The organism is Streptomyces sp. NPDC048211, assembly GCF_043202315.1.
Taxonomy (GTDB): domain Bacteria; phylum Actinomycetota; class Actinomycetes; order Streptomycetales; family Streptomycetaceae; genus Streptomyces.
The window spans coordinates 352,229-369,115 of record NZ_JBIDAD010000008.1 but is presented as its reverse complement, the minus strand read 5'-3'; the positions used below and the strand labels follow the sequence as shown (position 1 = coordinate 369,115).

General features: G+C 72.2%; 12 protein-coding genes. 8 read left to right on the top strand and 4 right to left on the bottom strand.

All coding sequences use genetic code 11. The features are described 5' to 3' along the window. Positions 1 to 88 precede the first annotated feature (88 nt). The 7 genes from ACGFZA_RS28465 (at position 89) to ACGFZA_RS28435 (ending at position 10,700) form a co-directional block, all read left to right on the top strand. Complete coding sequence (locus ACGFZA_RS28465; RefSeq protein ID WP_393682799.1) at positions 89 to 2,017, top strand: AMP-dependent synthetase/ligase; 1,929 nt, start codon at positions 89 to 91, stop codon at positions 2,015 to 2,017. A gap of 664 nt (positions 2,018 to 2,681) precedes the next feature. Further along, positions 2,682 to 3,599, top strand: a complete 918-nt coding sequence (locus ACGFZA_RS28460) for an LLM class F420-dependent oxidoreductase (protein WP_393682903.1) — start codon at positions 2,682 to 2,684, stop codon at positions 3,597 to 3,599. Positions 3,600 to 3,609: 10 nt separating this feature from the next. Then, the gene (locus ACGFZA_RS28455; protein ID WP_393682797.1) at positions 3,610 to 4,395 is read left to right on the top strand and encodes an SDR family NAD(P)-dependent oxidoreductase; all 786 of its coding nucleotides are present in this window, start codon (positions 3,610 to 3,612) and stop codon (positions 4,393 to 4,395) included. Between the two features lie 124 nt (positions 4,396 to 4,519). After that, positions 4,520 to 5,641, top strand: a complete 1,122-nt coding sequence (locus ACGFZA_RS28450) for an LLM class flavin-dependent oxidoreductase (RefSeq protein ID WP_359536360.1) — start codon at positions 4,520 to 4,522, stop codon at positions 5,639 to 5,641. 201 nt (positions 5,642 to 5,842) lie between these two features. Beyond that, positions 5,843 to 7,582 carry an amidohydrolase family protein gene (locus ACGFZA_RS28445; RefSeq protein ID WP_385288453.1) on the top strand — a complete coding sequence of 580 codons (1,740 nt, stop codon included), beginning with the start codon at positions 5,843 to 5,845 and terminating at the stop codon, positions 7,580 to 7,582. Further along, entirely contained in the window at positions 7,579 to 9,051 is a 1,473-nt protein-coding gene (locus ACGFZA_RS28440; protein ID WP_393682794.1) for an aldehyde dehydrogenase family protein, read from the top strand. Before ACGFZA_RS28445 ends, ACGFZA_RS28440 begins: the two co-directional genes overlap by 4 nt. Before the next feature lie 242 nt (positions 9,052 to 9,293). Further along, positions 9,294 to 10,700 (top strand): MFS transporter, encoded by a 1,407-nt coding sequence (locus ACGFZA_RS28435; protein WP_393682792.1) that lies wholly within the window; start codon positions 9,294 to 9,296, stop codon positions 10,698 to 10,700. Between the two features lie 11 nt (positions 10,701 to 10,711). On the opposite strand, the gene ACGFZA_RS28430 is transcribed toward ACGFZA_RS28435, so the two are convergent. Then, positions 10,712 to 12,247, bottom strand: a complete 1,536-nt coding sequence (locus ACGFZA_RS28430) for a CehA/McbA family metallohydrolase (RefSeq protein WP_385288461.1) — start codon at positions 12,245 to 12,247, stop codon at positions 10,712 to 10,714. Between the two features lie 213 nt (positions 12,248 to 12,460). Further along, a complete protein-coding gene (locus ACGFZA_RS28425) occupies positions 12,461 to 12,805 on the bottom strand; it encodes a hypothetical protein (RefSeq protein ID WP_393682790.1) in 345 nt (114 codons plus the stop codon). A 97-nt stretch (positions 12,806 to 12,902) separates the two neighbouring features. On the opposite strand from ACGFZA_RS28425, the gene ACGFZA_RS28420 reads away from it, so the two are divergent. After that, the gene (locus ACGFZA_RS28420; RefSeq protein WP_385288467.1) at positions 12,903 to 13,748 is read left to right on the top strand and encodes an LLM class F420-dependent oxidoreductase; all 846 of its coding nucleotides are present in this window, start codon (positions 12,903 to 12,905) and stop codon (positions 13,746 to 13,748) included. A 24-nt stretch (positions 13,749 to 13,772) separates the two neighbouring features. Here the strand turns inward: ACGFZA_RS28420 and ACGFZA_RS28415 are convergent, their stop codons facing one another. Together ACGFZA_RS28415 and ACGFZA_RS28410 are read right to left on the bottom strand one after the other, a co-directional pair. Next, positions 13,773 to 14,474 carry a L,D-transpeptidase gene (locus ACGFZA_RS28415; RefSeq protein WP_393682788.1) on the bottom strand — a complete coding sequence of 234 codons (702 nt, stop codon included), beginning with the start codon at positions 14,472 to 14,474 and terminating at the stop codon, positions 13,773 to 13,775. Positions 14,475 to 14,571: 97 nt separating this feature from the next. Further along, entirely contained in the window at positions 14,572 to 16,755 is a 2,184-nt protein-coding gene (locus ACGFZA_RS28410; RefSeq protein WP_393682786.1) for a SpaA isopeptide-forming pilin-related protein, read from the bottom strand. Positions 16,756 to 16,887: the final 132 nt, after the last annotated feature.

The following is a 16,887-nucleotide window of genomic DNA, read 5'->3' as shown; positions in this document are numbered from 1 at the left end:
GAAGTCGAGCACAGTCCGACCAAGGCCCCAGCGCCTGCCGTCGTCCGCACCAGGTGAACCGCACGACCCCGACGTCGAGGAGCCGCACGTGTCCACGCCACCCGCCCCTTCACCCGCCCCCTCCGCACCCGCCCCCTCCGCACCCGTCCTGGTCGAGCCGACGAAGGTCAGGGCCGCCGACGGCAGCGTCCAGCAGGTCTCCGTACCGGCGTTCGCCCCGCCCGTGCGCCGCGGCTCGCTCGCCGAGATCCCGTTCGACAACGCCCGCGAGGCGCCCTCGGACGCCGTACTCAGCCGCAAGCAGCCGGACGGCAGCTGGCAGGACGTGACGGCGACGGAGTTCGCGGCCGAGGTCCTCGCCGTCGCCAAGGGCCTGATCGCGGAGGGCCTGCGGGGCGGCGACCGGATCGCGATCATGGCGCGTACGACGTACGAGTGGACGCTGCTCGACTTCGCGTCCTGGGCCGCCGGCCTGGTCACCGTCCCCATCTACCCGACCTCGTCCGCCTTCCAGGCCCGCTGGATCCTCCAGGACTCCGGCGCGGTCGCCTGCGCCGTCGAGACGGCGGAGCAGGGCCGCGTCATCAGCCAGGAACGCAAACAGCTCGGCGACCTCACCCACCTGTGGCAGTTCGACACGGGCGCGCTGGGGCGGCTGAAGACGCTCGGCAAGGACATCCCCGACGACGCCGTCGCCGCCCGCCGCGCCACCCTGGAACCGGAGACCCCGGCCACCCTCATCTACACCTCGGGCACCACCGGCCGCCCCAAGGGGTGCGTCCTGACGCACGGCAACTTCTTCGCCGAGGTCGACAACGCCATCGAGCTGCTGCACCCGGTCTTCAAGACGGTCAGCAAGTACCCGGCGTCCACGCTGCTGTTCCTGCCGCTGTCGCACGTGTTCGGCCGGATGGTCGCGATCGGCTGTCTTCGCTCCCGGGTCCGCCTCGGCCATGCCCCGTCGATCCGGACCGAGGACCTGCTCGCCGACCTGGCCGGCTTCAAACCGTCGTTCCTGCTGGCCATCCCGTACGTACTGGAAAAGGTCTACAACACCGGCCGGGCCACCGCCGAGAAGATGGGCCGCGCCTCGTCCTTCGACCGTGCGGCGCGGATCGCCCAGCGCTACGGCCAGGCCGTCGAGGCCGCCGAGCACGGCACGGGCCCCGGCCCGGGGCTCGGCCTGCGGGCGGCACGCGCGCTCTACGACCCGCTGGTCTACCGCCGCATCCGGGCCGCGCTCGGCGGCCATGTCCGCTACGCGGTCTGCGGCGGCTCCCCCCTGGGCCGCCGGCTCGCCGCCTTCTACGCGGGCGCCGGCATCGAGATCTTCGAGGGCTACGGACTGACGGAGACCACCGCGGCCGCCACCGTCACCCCGCCGCTCAAACCCCGCCTGGGCACGGTCGGCTGGCCGCTCCCCGGCACCGCCGTACGCATCGCGGAGGACGGCGAGGTGCTGCTCAGCGGCGGCCAGGTGTTCCAGGGCTACTGGGACACCGAACGCGGCGAGGCCGTCCCCGCCCTGGACGGCGGCTGGTTCGCCACCGGCGACCTGGGCGCGCTCGACGAGGACGGCTACCTGACGATCACCGGCCGCAAGAAGGACATCATCATCACGTCGGGCGGCAAGAACGTCACCCCGGCCCCGCTGGAGGACTGGCTGCGCGCCCACCCGCTGGTCAGCCAGTGCATGGTGGTCGGCGACAACCGGTCGTTCATCAGCGCCCTGATCACCCTGGAGCCGGACGGGCTGTCCCACTGGCGGCAGATGAAGAAGAAGCAGGACGTCCCGATCCGCGACCTCGTCCACGACGAGGACCTGCGCGTGTCGCTCCAGCGCGCGGTGGACGAGGCCAACCGGCTGGTGTCCCGGGCGGAGTCCATACGCAAGTTCACGGTGCTGCCGGTGGACTTCACGGAGGAGGGCGGCCATCTGACGCCGTCGCTGAAGCTGAAGCGGGATGCGATTGCTCGGGACTTCGGGGCGGAGATCGAGGAGCTGTACCGGAAGTAGGGGCGGTGCGCCCTTGCCCTTGCCCCGGGCGGGGGGCCCTGCGGGGCCGGGTCCCGTGTCTTGCCCGGTCCTCGGGCGGGGGGTTCCGTCCTCAATCGCCGGACGGGCTGGTTTGTGCGGGTGCTCCGCGGTGGTGCGGTGCGCCGTTCCCCGGTGGGTGGGGGTCCGGGGCCCCTCCGGGGCGTCTCCTCAAACGACGAACGTTCCGCCGGTACGCGAGGGACCCGGGTCGGTGTTCGTCGTTCTGCGGGGACTCCCCTGCACGGCCCCGGCCCCGGCCGTCCTGCGTCTGCGACAGACGCAGGGCCGGTGTGCAGACGCAGGCGATGCCGGGTGGGGGCGTGCAGGGGAGTCCCCGCAGGAAATGGCGTACGACCCGGGTCCCTCACGGTCCCGGGTGAACACGCCATTTCTGAGGAGACGCCCCGGAGGGACCCCACCCCCACCCACCCGGCGGTGGCACCCCGCACCCCACAGGGGCACCCGCACCTCTCAAGCCCGTCCGGCGATTGAGGGCGCCCCCCACCCCCCTTGCCTGATGCGGCGTCAGGTACGACGATGACTCCGCTCGGAATGTGACGAGCCGTCAGATTGCGTCAGGGTCATTCCAGGGGAAGGAGGCCGTTCGGTGCCGATACTGACCGCCGGACCGCTGTCGTACGGGATGCAGCTCCCGATCCAGTCGCAGAGCGCCATCTACGCAGAGCCGTGGGAGGCCGGGGCCACCCCGGCCGACCTCGCCGAGATCGCCCGCACCGCCGACCGGTCCGGGTTCACCTACCTGGCGAGCTGTGACCACGTCGCCATTCCCCGCAGGCTCGCGGAGGCGATGAGCACCGTCTGGTACGACCCGGTGGCGACGCTCGCCTTTCTCGCGGGGATCACCGAGCGCGTGCTGCTCATGAGTCATGTGGCCGTCGTCGGGCTGCGGCATCCGCTGGCCACCGCCAAGCAGTACGCCACCCTCGACCACCTCAGCGGCGGCCGGCTGGTCCTCGGGGTGGGTGCCGGGCATGTGCGGGAGGAGTTCGAGGCGCTCGGGGCGGACTTCGAGGGGCGGGGCGGGGTGCTCGACGAGAGCATCGACGCGCTCAAGGCCGCGCTCGGGCCGGAGGAGTACCCGGAGTTCGCGGGGGAGCGGTTCTCCTTCAGCGGGCTCGGACAGCTGCCCCGGCCCGCCCAGGAACGGGTGCCGGTCTGGGTGGGCGGCTCGACGCCCGCCGCGGTGCGCCGGGCCGCCGTGCGCGGGGACGGGTGGCTGCCGCAGGGGGATCCGCGGGCGAAGCTGCCCGCCCAGATCGCCAGGCTGCACGCCCTGCGCGAGGAGGCGGGGGTGGACAGGCCGATCGTCGTCGGCGCCATCACCGAGCCGCTGTACGTGGGGGAGCCGGACTGGTCCGTGGGGCGCCGCACGCTCAGCGGGAAGCCGGAGGCCCTCGCGGAGTCGCTGCGGGAGTACGGCGCGATGGGGGTGCATCAGATCCAGGTGCGCTTCCGCAGCCGCAGCAGGAGTGAACTGACCGATCAGATGGCGGCGTTCGCCGCCGAAGTCGCACCTCACCTCGGCACCATCGACAGGTAGGAGTCAGGCCATGGGCAAGCTGGACGGGCGGGTCGTGCTGATCAGTGGCGCGGCGCGCGGACAGGGCGAGCAGGAGGCGCGGCTGTTCGCCGCCGAGGGTGCGCGGGTGGTGATCGCCGATGTGCTCGACGCGCAGGGCGAGGCCCTCGCGAAGGAGCTGGGGGAGGAGACCGCGCTGTTCGTGCACCTGGACGTGAGCCAGGAGGCGGACTGGCAGGCCGCCGTCGCCGCCGCGAAGGGCGCCTTCGGGAAGATCGACGGGCTGGTCAACAACGCGGGCATCCTGCGCTTCAACGAGCTGGTGACCACGCCGCTGGAGGAGTTCCAGCAGGTGGTGCAGGTCAACCAGGTGGGCGCCTTCCTGGGCATCAGGAACGTCGCGCCCGAGATCGAGGCGGCGGGCGGCGGGACCATCGTCAACACCTCCTCGTACACCGGGCTCACCGGCATGGCGTTCGTCGGCGCGTACGCGGCGACCAAGCACGCCGTGCTGGGGCTGACCAGGGTGGCGGCGGTGGAGCTGGCCGCGAAGGGTATCCGGGTCAACGCCATGTGCCCCGGCGCCGTGGACACCCCGATGACCAATCCGGCGGCGCTGGACCCGGACGCGGACCCGGAGGAGACGGCCGAGGCCGTGGGCGCGCTGTACAAGAAGCTCGTCCCGCTCGGCCGGATCGGCCGGCCCGAGGAGGTGGCGGCGCTCGCGCTCTTCCTGACCTCGGAGGACTCCTCGTACATCACCGGGCAGCCGTTCGTCATCGACGGCGGATGGCTGGCGGGCGTCAGCCTCTTCTGACCGCGCCGCCCGCCCGTCCCGTCTGACGGAGTATCAGGTATTGACGGGTCGGGGTGTCGGTGGAACAGTCGGACACATCAAAATCTGACGATGTGTCAGAAACGATTGAGGACGGTGAACCCCCTTGGAATTCGGGCTCTTTGTACAGGGGTACGTGCCCGCCGCGCGGGCCAAGGCCGACCCCGGGGCAGAGCACAAGGCGCTGATCGAGGAGACCGAGTACGTCATCCAGGCGGACAAGTCCGGCTTCAAGTACGCCTGGGCCTCCGAGCACCACTTCCTGGAGGAGTACTCGCATCTCTCGGCCAACGATGTGTACCTGGGCTATCTCGCACACGCCACGGAGCGCATCCACCTCGGATCCGGCATCTTCAACCCGCTGGCCCCGGTCAACCACCCGGTCAAGGTGGCCGAGAAGGTCGCCATGATGGACCACCTCTCGGAGGGGCGCTTCGAGTTCGGCTCCGGCCGCGGGGCGGGCACCCACGAGATCCTCGGGTTCATGCCGGGCATCACCGACATGAACCACACCAAGGAACTCTGGGAAGAGACCATCGCCGAGTTCCCCAAGATGTGGCTCCAGGACGAGTACGTCGGCTTCCAGGGCAAGCACTGGTCGCTGCCGCCGCGCAAGATCCTGCCCAAGCCGTACGGGAAGTCGCACCCGGCGATGTGGTACGCGGCCGGCTCGCCGCCCTCGTACGCCATGGCGGGCAAGAAGGGGCTCGGCGTGCTGGGCTTCAGCGTGCAGAAGGTCTCCGACATGGAGTGGGTCGTCGAGTCCTACAAGAACGCCGTCAAGGACGCGGAGCCGGTCGGTGACTTCGTCAACGACAACGTCATGGTCACGTCCACGGCGATCTGCGCCGAGACCCACAAGAAGGCCGTCGAGATCGCGGTCGGCGGCGGGCTGAACTACCTCCAGTCGCTGCTGTTCCGCTACCACGACACCTTCCCCCGGCCGGAGGGGATACCGGAGTGGCCGGAGCTGCTGCCGGAGTACTCCGAGGAGATCATCGAGCTCCTGATCGCCGAGGAACTGATGATCTGCGGCGACCCGGACGAGGTACTGGGGCAGTGCCGGCGCTGGGAGCAGGCCGGGGCGGACCAGCTGAGCTTCGGGCTGCCGATCGGGATCAGCCCCGAGGACACGATGAACTCGATCAAGCTGATCGGTGAGCACGTGATCCCGAAGATCGACACGGATCCGGTCCACCGGACGACGCGGTTCCGCGACGCGGCGTAGCCGGCCGGGGGCGCGGGCTCCCGGGGCGCCGCCCCCGTACCCCGCTCCTCGATCTCCCCCGGACGACGTCCGGGGGAGCCCAGGGGCCTCCCCCCACACACGGGCGGCGTCTTCCCGGACCGCCGCTCCGCGAGCCGGGGTGCGTACCGCGGCCGTACGCACCCCGGCGCAACAGACCACCAAGAAGAAAGGGACCCCGTCATGCTCGACCACCTCATCCGCGGAGCGACCGTCGTGGACGGCACCGGCGGGCCCTCCTACCCCGCGGACATCGGCATCCGGGACGGCCGTATCGCCGTCATCGCGGAGCCCGGGACCGTCGCCGAGGACGCGGTGACCTCCGAGGACGCCACCGGCCTCGTCCTCGCGCCCGGCTTCGTCGACCCGCACACGCACTACGACGCCCAGCTCTTCTGGGACCCGTACGCGACTCCGTCGATGAACCACGGCGTCACCACCGTCGCCGGCGGCAACTGCGGGTTCACCCTCGCCCCGCTCCACCCGGACCGTCCCGAGGACGCCGACTACACCCGGCGCATGATGTCGCGCGTCGAGGGCATGGCGCTCAAGGCCCTGGAGGAGGGCGTCGACTGGAGCTGGTCCAGCTTCCGCGAGTACCTCGACGCGCTCGACGGGCGGATCGCCGTCAACGCCGGCTTCATGGTCGGCCACTGCGCCCTGCGCCGCCACGTCATGGGCGCGGACGCGGTCGGCGGCCGGCCCACGCCCGCCCAACTGGACGCCATGCTCGCACTGTTCCACGACGCGATGGACGCCGGGGCGTGGGGCCTGTCCACCACGCAGTCCTCCACGCACTCCGACGGCGACGGGATGCCCGTCGCCTCTCGGCACGCGCTGCCGGAGGAGCTTCTCGCGCTGTCCCGTGCCGTCGGCGAGCACGAGGGCACGCAGATCGAGGCGATCGTGGCCGGCTGTCTCGACCAGTTCTCGGACGACGAGATCGAGCTGCTCGTCGACATGACGGCCGCCGCAGGGCGCCCGCTCAACTGGAACGTCCTGACCATCGACGCCGCCGTCCCCGAACGCGTCCCGCGCCAGCTGGTCCCCAGCGAACGCGCCCGTCGCGCGGGGGGCCGCATCGTCGCGCTCACGATGCCGATCCTCACCCCGATGAACATGTCGCTCGGCACGTTCTGCGCTCTCAACCTGATCCCGGGCTGGGGCGACATCCTGGCCCTGCCCGTACCGGAGCGCATCGAGCGGCTCCGTGACGCGGACACCCGCGCCGAGATGCTGCGCCGCGCCAACAGCAAGGAGGCGGGCGTCTTCCGCCGTCTCGCGAACTTCGGGCGCTACGTCATCGGCGACACGTACAGCGAGGCGAACGAGGGCCTCAGCGGGCGCGTCGTGAAGGACATCGCCGCCGAGCGCGGCCAGGACGCCTTCCAGTGCCTGGTCGAGATCTGCGCGGCCGACGAACTGCGTACGGTCCTGTGGCCGATGCCCACCGACAACGACCCCGACTCCTGGGCGCTGCGGCAGCGGACCTGGGAGCACGAGGACGTCATGCTCGGGGGCTCCGACGCCGGCGCCCATCTGGACCGGATGTGCGGCGCCCCGTACACCACGCGCTTCCTCGGCGACTGCCTGCGCGGCCGCAAGCTCGTGCCGCTGGAGCAGGCCGTCAGGATGCTCACCGACGACCCCGCTCGCCTCTTCGGACTGCGCGACCGGGGGCGCGTGGAGGAGGGCTTCCACGCCGACCTCGTGCTCTTCGATCCCGAACGCATCGACGCGGGCCCCGCCACCCTCGTCCACGACCTGCCGGGCGACAGCCCCCGGCTCGACTCCAAGGCGCTGGGCATCGTGTCGGTCCGCGTCAACGGGGTGGAGACCCTGCGCGACGACAAGGTGACCGGCGCGGTCCCCGGCACGGTGCTCCGCTCCGGCCGCGACACCCGGACGGTGAGCACCGTATGAGCGAGAACCGGACCCGGGAACAGCGGCTCTTCATCGACGGCGAGTGGACCGAACCTGCCGACGGCCACTACGAGGTGGTCGACCCGGCCACCGAGGAGACCGTCGGCCTCGCCCCCGAGGCGAGCTGCGCGCAGGTGTACGAGGCGGCCGCCGCGGCCCGTGCCGCCTTCGCCACCTGGTCCCGTACCCGCCCCGAGGAACGCGCCGGGATCCTCGACCGCGCGGCCGGCCTGATGCAGCGCGACTTCCTCGCCCACGCGGACCTCGCGCAGGCGGAGAGCGGCGCCACCACCGGTACGGCCCGGGGCATGCAGGTCGCCGTGGGCGCGGCCCGCTTCCGGCGGTACGCGAAGGGCGCGCTGGAGCCGGTCGAGCAGGCGATCGCGCCGCAGATCAACGAGGCCGGGCCGATGGGCCGGGCCGGGATCTTCGGGGCGCTCGCGGTCCGGCAGCCGGTCGGCGTCGTCACCTGCATCACCTCGTACAACAACCCCTGGGCCAACCCGGCAGGCAAGATCGCGCCCGCGCTCGCGATGGGCAACACGGTCGTCGTGAAACCCGCCCCGCAGGACCCGCTCTCCGTCTACCGGATGGCCGAGGCCCTCGCGGAGGCGGGCGTGCCGGCGGGCGTCGTCAACGTGGTCAGCGGGTCGGCGCCCGGAGTGGGCGAGGCCGCGGTGGACGCGCCCGACGTCGACATGGTCAGCTTCACCGGCTCCACGTCCGTCGGGCAGCGCATCGCCGAGGTCTGTGGCCGGAGCATGAAACGGCAGCTGATGGAGCTGGGCGGGAAGGGCGCCGCCGTCGTCCTCGACGACGCGGACCTCGACTCGGCGGTCGCGGGCATCGGGACGACGTTCTCGTTCTACAGCGGACAGATCTGTACGGCTCCGACCCGCGTCCTGGTCCAAAGGGGCGTCCACGACGCGCTGATCGAGAAGCTCACCGCGTACGCCGGGTATCTGACGGTCGGCGATCCGAGGGCGAAGGGGACGGTCGTCGGCCCGGTCATCTCCGCCGCGCACCGCGACCGCATCGAGGCGTACGTGGAGCTGGGCCGGAAGGAAGGGGCCCGGGTCGTCACGGGCGGCGAACGCCCGGACCCGACCGGCCGCGGCTTCTACGTCGCCCCGACGCTGCTGGCCGACTGCACCAACGACATGCGGGTGGTGCGGGAGGAGATCTTCGGCCCGGTCGTGGTGGTCGTCCCCTTCGACGACGACGAGGAGGGCATCGCGCTCGCCAACGACAGCGACTACGGGCTGATCGACTACGTCTGGTCGGGTGACGTGGCCCGCGCCTTCCGCACCGCCCGCCGGCTGCGCGCCGGCGGGGTCGGGGTGAACACCATCGGCCGGAACATGGAGGCCCCGTTCGGCGGGTTCAAGCGGAGCGGGGTCGGCCGCGACGTCGGCTCGTACGCCCTCCACGCGTACAGCGAGACGCAGTCGATCGTCTGGCCGGGCTGAGGAGCGAGGGGACGGAGGGGCTCGGGGCCACAGAGGCTCCGGGCCCCGCTGCGTTCCCGGGCCGGCCGAGATCCCGTCGTTCCCGGGCCGGCCGTGATCCGGTCGTCCCGGGCCGGCCGCGATCCGGTCGACAGGCGAGAAGCGAGTATCTCGCTATCAAGTATCTTGACATCGAGAATGACTCCCGGCAGGCTTCCCCGGGTCTGCAAGTCTCTTGATGTCGAGATAACCGGGGGTGGGCGGTGCGCCGCACGGCGGGGAGCGGAAGCTCGGGGAAGAAGCGGGGCGAGGGCGGGCAGGGGCTGCTGGCCCAGTTGCGGAACCCGCCGGGCGGCCGGAACGCCCGGATCATGCTGCTCGCCCTGGCCGTCGACCGCACCGGATCCGGCCTGTGGGCCGCCTCCTCGGTCCTCTACCTCACCTTCGTCACGCATCTGAGCCCTCAGCAGATCGGACTGCTGCTGGGGACGGCCGGAGTCGCGGGCATCGCCGGTTCGCCCCTGGCCGGACGGCTCGCCGGCCGCTTCCCGGTCCGCCCGCTGCTGATCGGCTGCCATCTGCTCAGGCTGCTCACCCTGACCCTGGTGCTGACGTGCACCGGGTTCACGGCCCTGCTCCCCGTCATCGCGGCCACCTACCTCGGCGACCGGTCGGCGAAGACGCTGGAGATGCTGTTCGCCACCCGTACGGCGGGCGAACGCCGGGCGGCCTACCAGGCGTTGTCCCGCAGCGCGGCCAACGCCGGCTACGGCGTCGGCGCCGGTCTCGCGGCCATCGGCCTGGCCATCGGCACCGCGGACGCCTACCGCGCCATGATCCTCGCCAACGCGTTGTCCTTCGCCGTCGCCGCCCTCCTGGTCCGGCGCACCGGCGAACCGCGCGACACGGTGACGGTGGAAGTCGCGAAGAGCGAGGCGCCCGGCACGGCCCCGGCGGTCCCCCGCGGTCCCGCCCGGCCCACGAGCCCCTGGCGGGATCGCGGCTACCTCCGCTTCGTCCTCCTCGACATCCCGATGAACCTCGACGACTCCGTCCTCGGCGTCGGCCTGCCCCTCTGGCTGGTGAGCAGCACCTCGGCGCCCCACGCCCTCGTACCGGCCGTCCTCGTCATCAACACCGTGCTGGTCGTCACGCTGCAACTCACCGTCTCCCGGCGGGCGGAGGGCCCGCGGCGCGTGCTGCGGACGGTCGTGCTGGGCGGAGTCCTGATGGCCGCCTGCTGTGCCCTGCTCGCCGCCGCCACCCGGTGCGGGACCTGGACCGCCGCCGTGGTCCTGCTCGCGGCGGCGGTGCTGGTCACCCTCGCGGAGCTGATGCGCTCGGTGAGCTCGTGGGAGCTGGCCGTCCTGCTCGCGCCTCCCGGCGAACGGGCCGCCTACCTGGGGGTGGCCGGCATGTCCCAGTCCATCCAGAAGTCCGCGGGACCGCCGTTGCTGACCGGCGTGGTGATGGCGGCGGGGCCGGCGGGCTGGCTGGCGCTCGGGACGGTGGTCGCGGGGCTCGCACTCGTACAACAACGCTGCTGCGCCCAGCGGTTGCGTGCCCTTGCCGTGCCCGGACCGGACCGTACGCCGACGGCGGCAGCCGTCCCGTCCACCCGGTCCGAGGAAGGCTGCCCGGCCGGCCCTCCCGGAGCGCCCTCCTCCTGAGGGCTGCCCCGTCAGCCCTCCAGGAACACCGGATTGGTGAGCGCCGCAAGGGCTCCGGGCAGCCCCGGCACGGAGACGGGGTGCCGGACCTCGGCGCGCACGTAGGCGGCGTAGGCGGGCGTCGTACGCCACTGCACCGTCCCCGTGCCCGACTCCGGTAGCGCGGCCGTGAACAGCGTGCCCTGGTCGGTGACGAGGTGCGCGGTGCAGCCGGGGGCCCCGGTGACCTCCAGGCGCACCGTGACGGGCGTGTCGTCCCCGGTGACCCGCAGCCGCTCCCCGATCCCCGCGTGCTGCCCGCGCCCGCCCGAGACGCCGAAGGCCAGCGAGACGGCCGAGGACTCCGCGACGTAGGAGTGCCCGGCCCGGATCCCGGCCAGGACCGCCTCGCGCGACAGCTCGTCGGCGAGCACGACGGTCTGCGGGAGCCCCACCTTGTCCGGCTCGCGGTGCGCGTCGCTGTTGCCCATCGCCGGTACCCACGGGCGGCCGGAACGTGCCGCGGCCACCAGCGAGTTGTCCCACTCGGCGAGGGCGATCTCGTCCTCCGGGGTGTACGCCCCGTTCCACACCTCCACGGCGTCCGCCTCGCCGAAGCCGAACTTCCAGTGGCAGCCGATGCAGGTGGCGTGCGGATGGGCGGGTACGACGAGGCCGCCGGCCCGGCGCACGGCCTTGGCGTAGTGCCCGAACCGGTTGTCCCTGGCCCGGTAGCGCCAGTCCACCCAGGTCCCCGCGTCGGTGCCGAGCGCGAGGACGTGCCCGTTGCGGGTGGTGACCTCCTCTCCGGTGAGGACGAGCAGGTCGTCCCCCCACAGCCCGCCCCAGGCGCCGTGTGCGGAGGTGGTGTTGTGCTCACTGCTGTTGACGAAGTCGAGCCCGGCCGCACGGGCCGCGGCGGCGATCTCGGCCGGCGTCCGCTTCCCGTCCGAGTGGACGGAGTGCAGATGGCAGTCCCCGCGGTACCAGGCGCGCCCGCGCCCCTTGGCGCGCTCCGGCGGATACACCGGCTCGGGCGTGGAACCGGCCGCGCCGAGGCGCAGGGTGACCGTCACCTCGTACGGCAGCCCCTCGGGCGCCACGGTGTACGGACCGAGGGCGATGTGCCAGGTCCCCGCCCGTACCGGCCCCGCGAGATAGCCGGGCGTCGCCTCGTCGGCCCGGATGAAGAAGCTGCTGCGCGCCCCGCCGGACCAGCCGCGGAACCCCGGCCCGCCGAGGTCCGTGCCGCGCTCGTCGAAGATGCCGATGTCGAGCGCGTTGCCCTGCGTGCCGGTGGGGACGGGCGGCTTCTCGTACGCGTACGACACGGCGATCTCGGCTACGCCGCGCGGCACATCGACGGGCAGGTAGACGTAGTCGGGCGACCCGGTGGGCAGGACGCCGCGCACGGTTCGGGTCCTGGTCGCGCCTCCCGGGTCGTCCGCTTCCGGGGCGTCGGCGGCGTCGGCGAAGCTCACGGTGCCCAACGTTAGGGCGGTGGCGGCCGATGTGACGAGAAGGCCGCGCCTGGCGATCGGGCGGTGCGCGGGATGCGGTGCGGGCATGCGAGGGCTCCCGGGGCGTCGTGGGCCGAGACGAGGTCTCCGTACCCGACACCGTGAACGGGGTCCGTGAACGCCGGGTGAACCACGGGGGAGCCGGGTGGATCCGCACCACGTCGGCCGAGGGGGTGCGGGAGGACCGCGCCGTCCGGCCGGGGAAGCGCGGGGAGGACCGCGCCACTCGCCACCCGACCGGGGTGGCGAGTGGCGCGGAGTCTATGAGTTGCGCCGTGACCGCGAGACGAGCACGAACGCGATGATGCCGGCCACGATCACGGCCAGCGCGATGCCCACGATCAGCCCGCCCCCGAACCCGCCCGAGCCGTGCTTCCGCCGCTTCTTGCTCTTGCTCTTGCTTTTGTTCTTGTACGTGTGCGCCGCCTCGCGCACACCGGTGCGGACGGCTGACGCGCCGTCCACGTGTCCGGCGCTCCGCACCGAGGCGGTCCGGGATACGGCGGATGCGGGCGCGGCGGCCGATGCCGCGACGGGTGCGCCGCCGACGAGGACGCCCGTCAGGAACAGAGCCGTGAGCGTGGTGCGCGTGCGCGTACGGTGCATGGTGGTGGACCTCCCCCGAAGTCGCCGAAGGCTCGGCTTTGCGCACCGTACGGCATACGTTTGAGCCGCCACCAGACAACGACGGAGGTGTCCTCGAATGCGGATCGCCACGACGATCTTCCTCACCGACGAAACGATCACACCGGTGCGGCTCGCGCGCCAGCTTGAGCAGCGGGGATTCGCCGGGCTCTATCTCCCGGAGCACACGCACATCCCGGTGAGCAGGGAAACTCTTTACCCCGGGGGTGGCGATCTGCCGCCCGAGTACGGCCGCACCCTGGACCCGTTCGTCGCCCTCGGGCAGGCCGCCGCGGTGACCGAACGGCTGGCGCTCGGCACCGGGATCACTCTGGTCACCCAGCACGACCCGATCGATCTGGCCAAGCAGATCGCCACCCTCGACCATCTCTCCGGCGGCCGCTTCACGCTGGGTCTCGGCTTCGGCTGGAACGTGGAGGAGGCGGCGGACCACGGTGTGAACTGGTCGACGCGCCGGGAGCTCGGCCGGGACCGGATGGCCCTCATGCGCGCCCTGTGGGCCCCCGAACCGACGGCCTACGAAGGCGAGTTCGGCTCCGTCCGGGCCAGTCACGTCTACCCGAAGCCGGTCCAGGAACCCCGCGGCCCGGTGGCCGGCCCGCGCACCCTGATCGGCGGCGCGGCGGGCCCGAAGCTGTTCGCGCACATCGCGGAGTACGCGGACGGCTGGATGCCGATCGGCGGCCGGGGCCTGACGGAGTCGGTGCCCGTGCTCCGTACGGCCTGGGAGTCGGCGGGCCGCGACCCGAAGGACCTCCAGGTGGTCCCGTACGCGGTCCTGCCGAGCCCGGGCAAGCTGGCGCACTACGCGGACCTGGGTATCGAGGAGATCGTCCTCCAACTGCCTCCGGCCGCCGAACCGGAGGTGCTGCGGACGCTGGACGCGTACGCGGAGTACCTCTGAGGGCCGGCCGGCCCGGGCCGGCCGTCAGCCGGCCGTGCCGGGCTTGACGCCCCAGACGTAGACGCGGTCGTCCACCGCGAGGAGGTCCCACAGCGCCGCCGCGTCGTCCACGGTCAGGTTGACGCAGCCCGCCGAGCCCCCGCCGTCGTACAGGTCGCCCGGGTGTCCGTGGAGCGCCTGTCCGCCGTCGAAGAACTGGGCGTAAGGCATGGGGGCGTTGTCGTAGATCGTGGAGACGTGGTCGCGATGGCGCCAGTAGATCGAGTGCCACCCCGGGCGGGTCTCCTGCGCGTCGCGGCCCGTACGGATGGGGGCGGGCCCGAAGACGACCCGCTTGCCCTTCTGCACCCACAGCAGTTGGCGGTCCATGTCGACGCAGGTGACGCGGGTGGTCCCGACCGGGCAGTGGCCGGCGGCGTTCGGGTCCGGTGCCGCTTCGACGACCAGCACGGTGCGGTACGTGCCGAGGTCGGCGTGGCCGTCGGGATGGGGCCGCCCGTGCCCGGCCTGGAAGGACCGGATGGCCCGGCAGTCGGCCGGGGACTGGCGGCCGTCCACGGGCCGGCCGAGGTGCTTCTCCAGCTGCCGCTGGTACGGACCGGCCGGGGCCGTGCACGCGGTGTCGTCCGCGGAGGCGGCCGGGGCGGCGACCGAGGGGGCCGCGGTACACAGCAGTGCCGTGGTCGCTGTGGCGGCCACGGCACCGATGAGGCTGTTGGGACGCACTGCCGGACCTCCTGGCTGATCGGGAACCGAGGTCCTGCCAGCCAACCAGTGCGCCCGCCCGGCCGCCCATCGATGGACGGCCGGGTGAGTGATCAGGTCAGGCGCGTGCACCCTCGTGGACGCGCTTCTTGCAGTCCTTGCCCTTGCAGGGCTCGCCGCGTCGGTTGGACAGCTCGACGGTGACGCCCTGAGAGCTGTTGGCCTCCGTCAGCTCGTACGGCCCCGAGACGGGGTTGGCCGGCAGGACGTAGCCCTCCGGGACGGCGATCTCGCGCAGGTAGTACTCACCGAGGGGCAGATCGTCGAACGCGCACTCACCCGTGTCGCCGGTCGAGCACCCCGCGTCGGCGAGCGTGTCGGGATTCGTCCCGGTCGTCTGGAGTCCGGGCACGTCGTTGGTCTCGCGCCACAGCTCGAAGACGGCTCCGGCCAGCGGCTGCCCGTTCTTCGCGTCCGTCTTCTCCACGGTGAGCGAACCCGTGACGGGCGGTACGGGTTCCTGGGTGTTGGCGGCTTCGGTCTGGACGCCGGTGTCGGCGTTGTCCTCGGTCAGTGCGAGGGGGCCGAACACGGCCGGATCCGGCAGTTCGTAGCCGTCGGGTGCTGCGGTCTCGCGCCAGTAGTAGGTGCCGGGTGTGGTGGTCGCGGCGCAGATGCCGTTGGCCGGTGTGGTGCAGGTGGTGACCATGGTGTCGGGGGTTGTGCCGGTGGTCTGGAGGCCGTCGGCGCCGTTGGTCTCGCGCCAGAGCTCGAAGTCGGCCCCCGCGAGCGGGTCACCGGTTTCTGAGTCCGTCTTGAGGACTCGGACTTCACCGGTGACGGGCGGTACGGGTTCCTGGGTGTTGGCGGCTTCGGTCTGGACGCCGGTGTCGGCGTTGTCCTCGGTCAGTGCGAGGGGGCCGAACACGGCCGGATCCGGCAGTTCGTAGCCGTCGGGTGCTGCGGTCTCGCGCCAGTAGTAGGTGCCGGGTGTGGTGGTCGCGGCGCAGATGCCGTTGGCCGGTGTGGTGCAGGTGGTGACCATGGTGTCGGGGGTTGTGCCGGTGGTCTGGAGGCCGTCGGCGCCGTTGGTCTCGCGCCAGAGCTCGAAGTCGGCCCCTGCGAGCGGGTCACCGGTCTCCGCGTCCGTCTTCAGGACCCTCACCTCGCCCGTCACCGGCTGCGGTCCGTCGCAGTCCGGGGGGTCGCCGTTGAACGGGTACGCGTGGAACTCCTGGCCGCCACCGCCGGTCGCGGAGCTGGTGTGCGTCACCGAGCCCGTCGTGAAGAACCTGCCGTTGACGCCCGGGAGGGACACCGTGGTCATCGAGGACTGCTCGCCCATCAGGAAGCTGCCCTGGAACTGGCCGGTTCCCGCCAGGTCCACGGTGGTGGCGTCGGGGAAGTTCCACAGGAGGCGTTCGCGGTAGGCGTTCAGCGGGTCGGTGGCGTCGTCGATTCCGCCGCTGTAGGTGTTGATCGTGCGGTCGGCCCCGATGACGTTGACCAGGACCGTCGCGTCGTCGGGGATGCTCAGCGGCTCGAAGACGACTCCCTGCTGGCCGCCGTCGGCGGCCGTCATGTCGAAGTCGACGTTGAAGACCTGGAGCGCGGACGTCCCGTCACCCGTGAAGAGCGTCTGGGTGCCCTGGTTGACCGCGGTCCCGGTCGGGGTCCGGAGCTCTCCGTCGGGCCGTGCGTAGCACTGGCTGGCGTCGGTGAGCTGGTCGCGCAGGCCCACGTAGGGGGCCGCCGCGTCGTCGTCCTGGACGAGGGCCCCGGTGACGGTGCCGGTCTGCGTACCGGCGTAGCGCACGGTGCCCACCTCGCCGACGAGGCCGCCCGTCGTGTCGAGGGTCTCGCCGGCGGCGATCGTCACGTCTCCGCCGGTGGTCAGGAAGTCGGAGTCGACGGGCGGCGCCACACGGGACCCGACGCCGACGATGCCGAGGTTGTACCCCTGGCCCGCCTCCGGGTCCTTGTCCTGGTCGAAGTCGTCGAGCACCACGACCCGGCCCTCGGCCTCGGACGCACGGCCGCGTACGAGGAAGTCGTCCCCGACGTAGATGTTGATCGCGTCGTCCCGGCCCGCGATATCCCCGTTGTTGATCTCCGGGAACGGGTCCGGGCAGTCTCCCTCCACGCACGGGCCGAGCCCGCCGGGCAGGGACGCGGCGGCGGCGGGGGCCGCGCTCAGGCCGAGGGCGAACGCGGGGACGACGGTCGCCAGCACGGCACACGCCGCGCCGGTGGTTCGGGCGCGTGCCCGCAGCGCGGCAAAGCGCCTGGTCAGGGGTCTCATACGGGCATCCTGGGCGGCGCCGGTACACCGGCCCCGGGGCGACACGTGCCATTGCCCCGTCCAGTGGCCCGCCCCACCCGGACGGACCGCCCCCGGATGCGGCCTGCAACTTTGCGCCCTTCAGTTCTACGT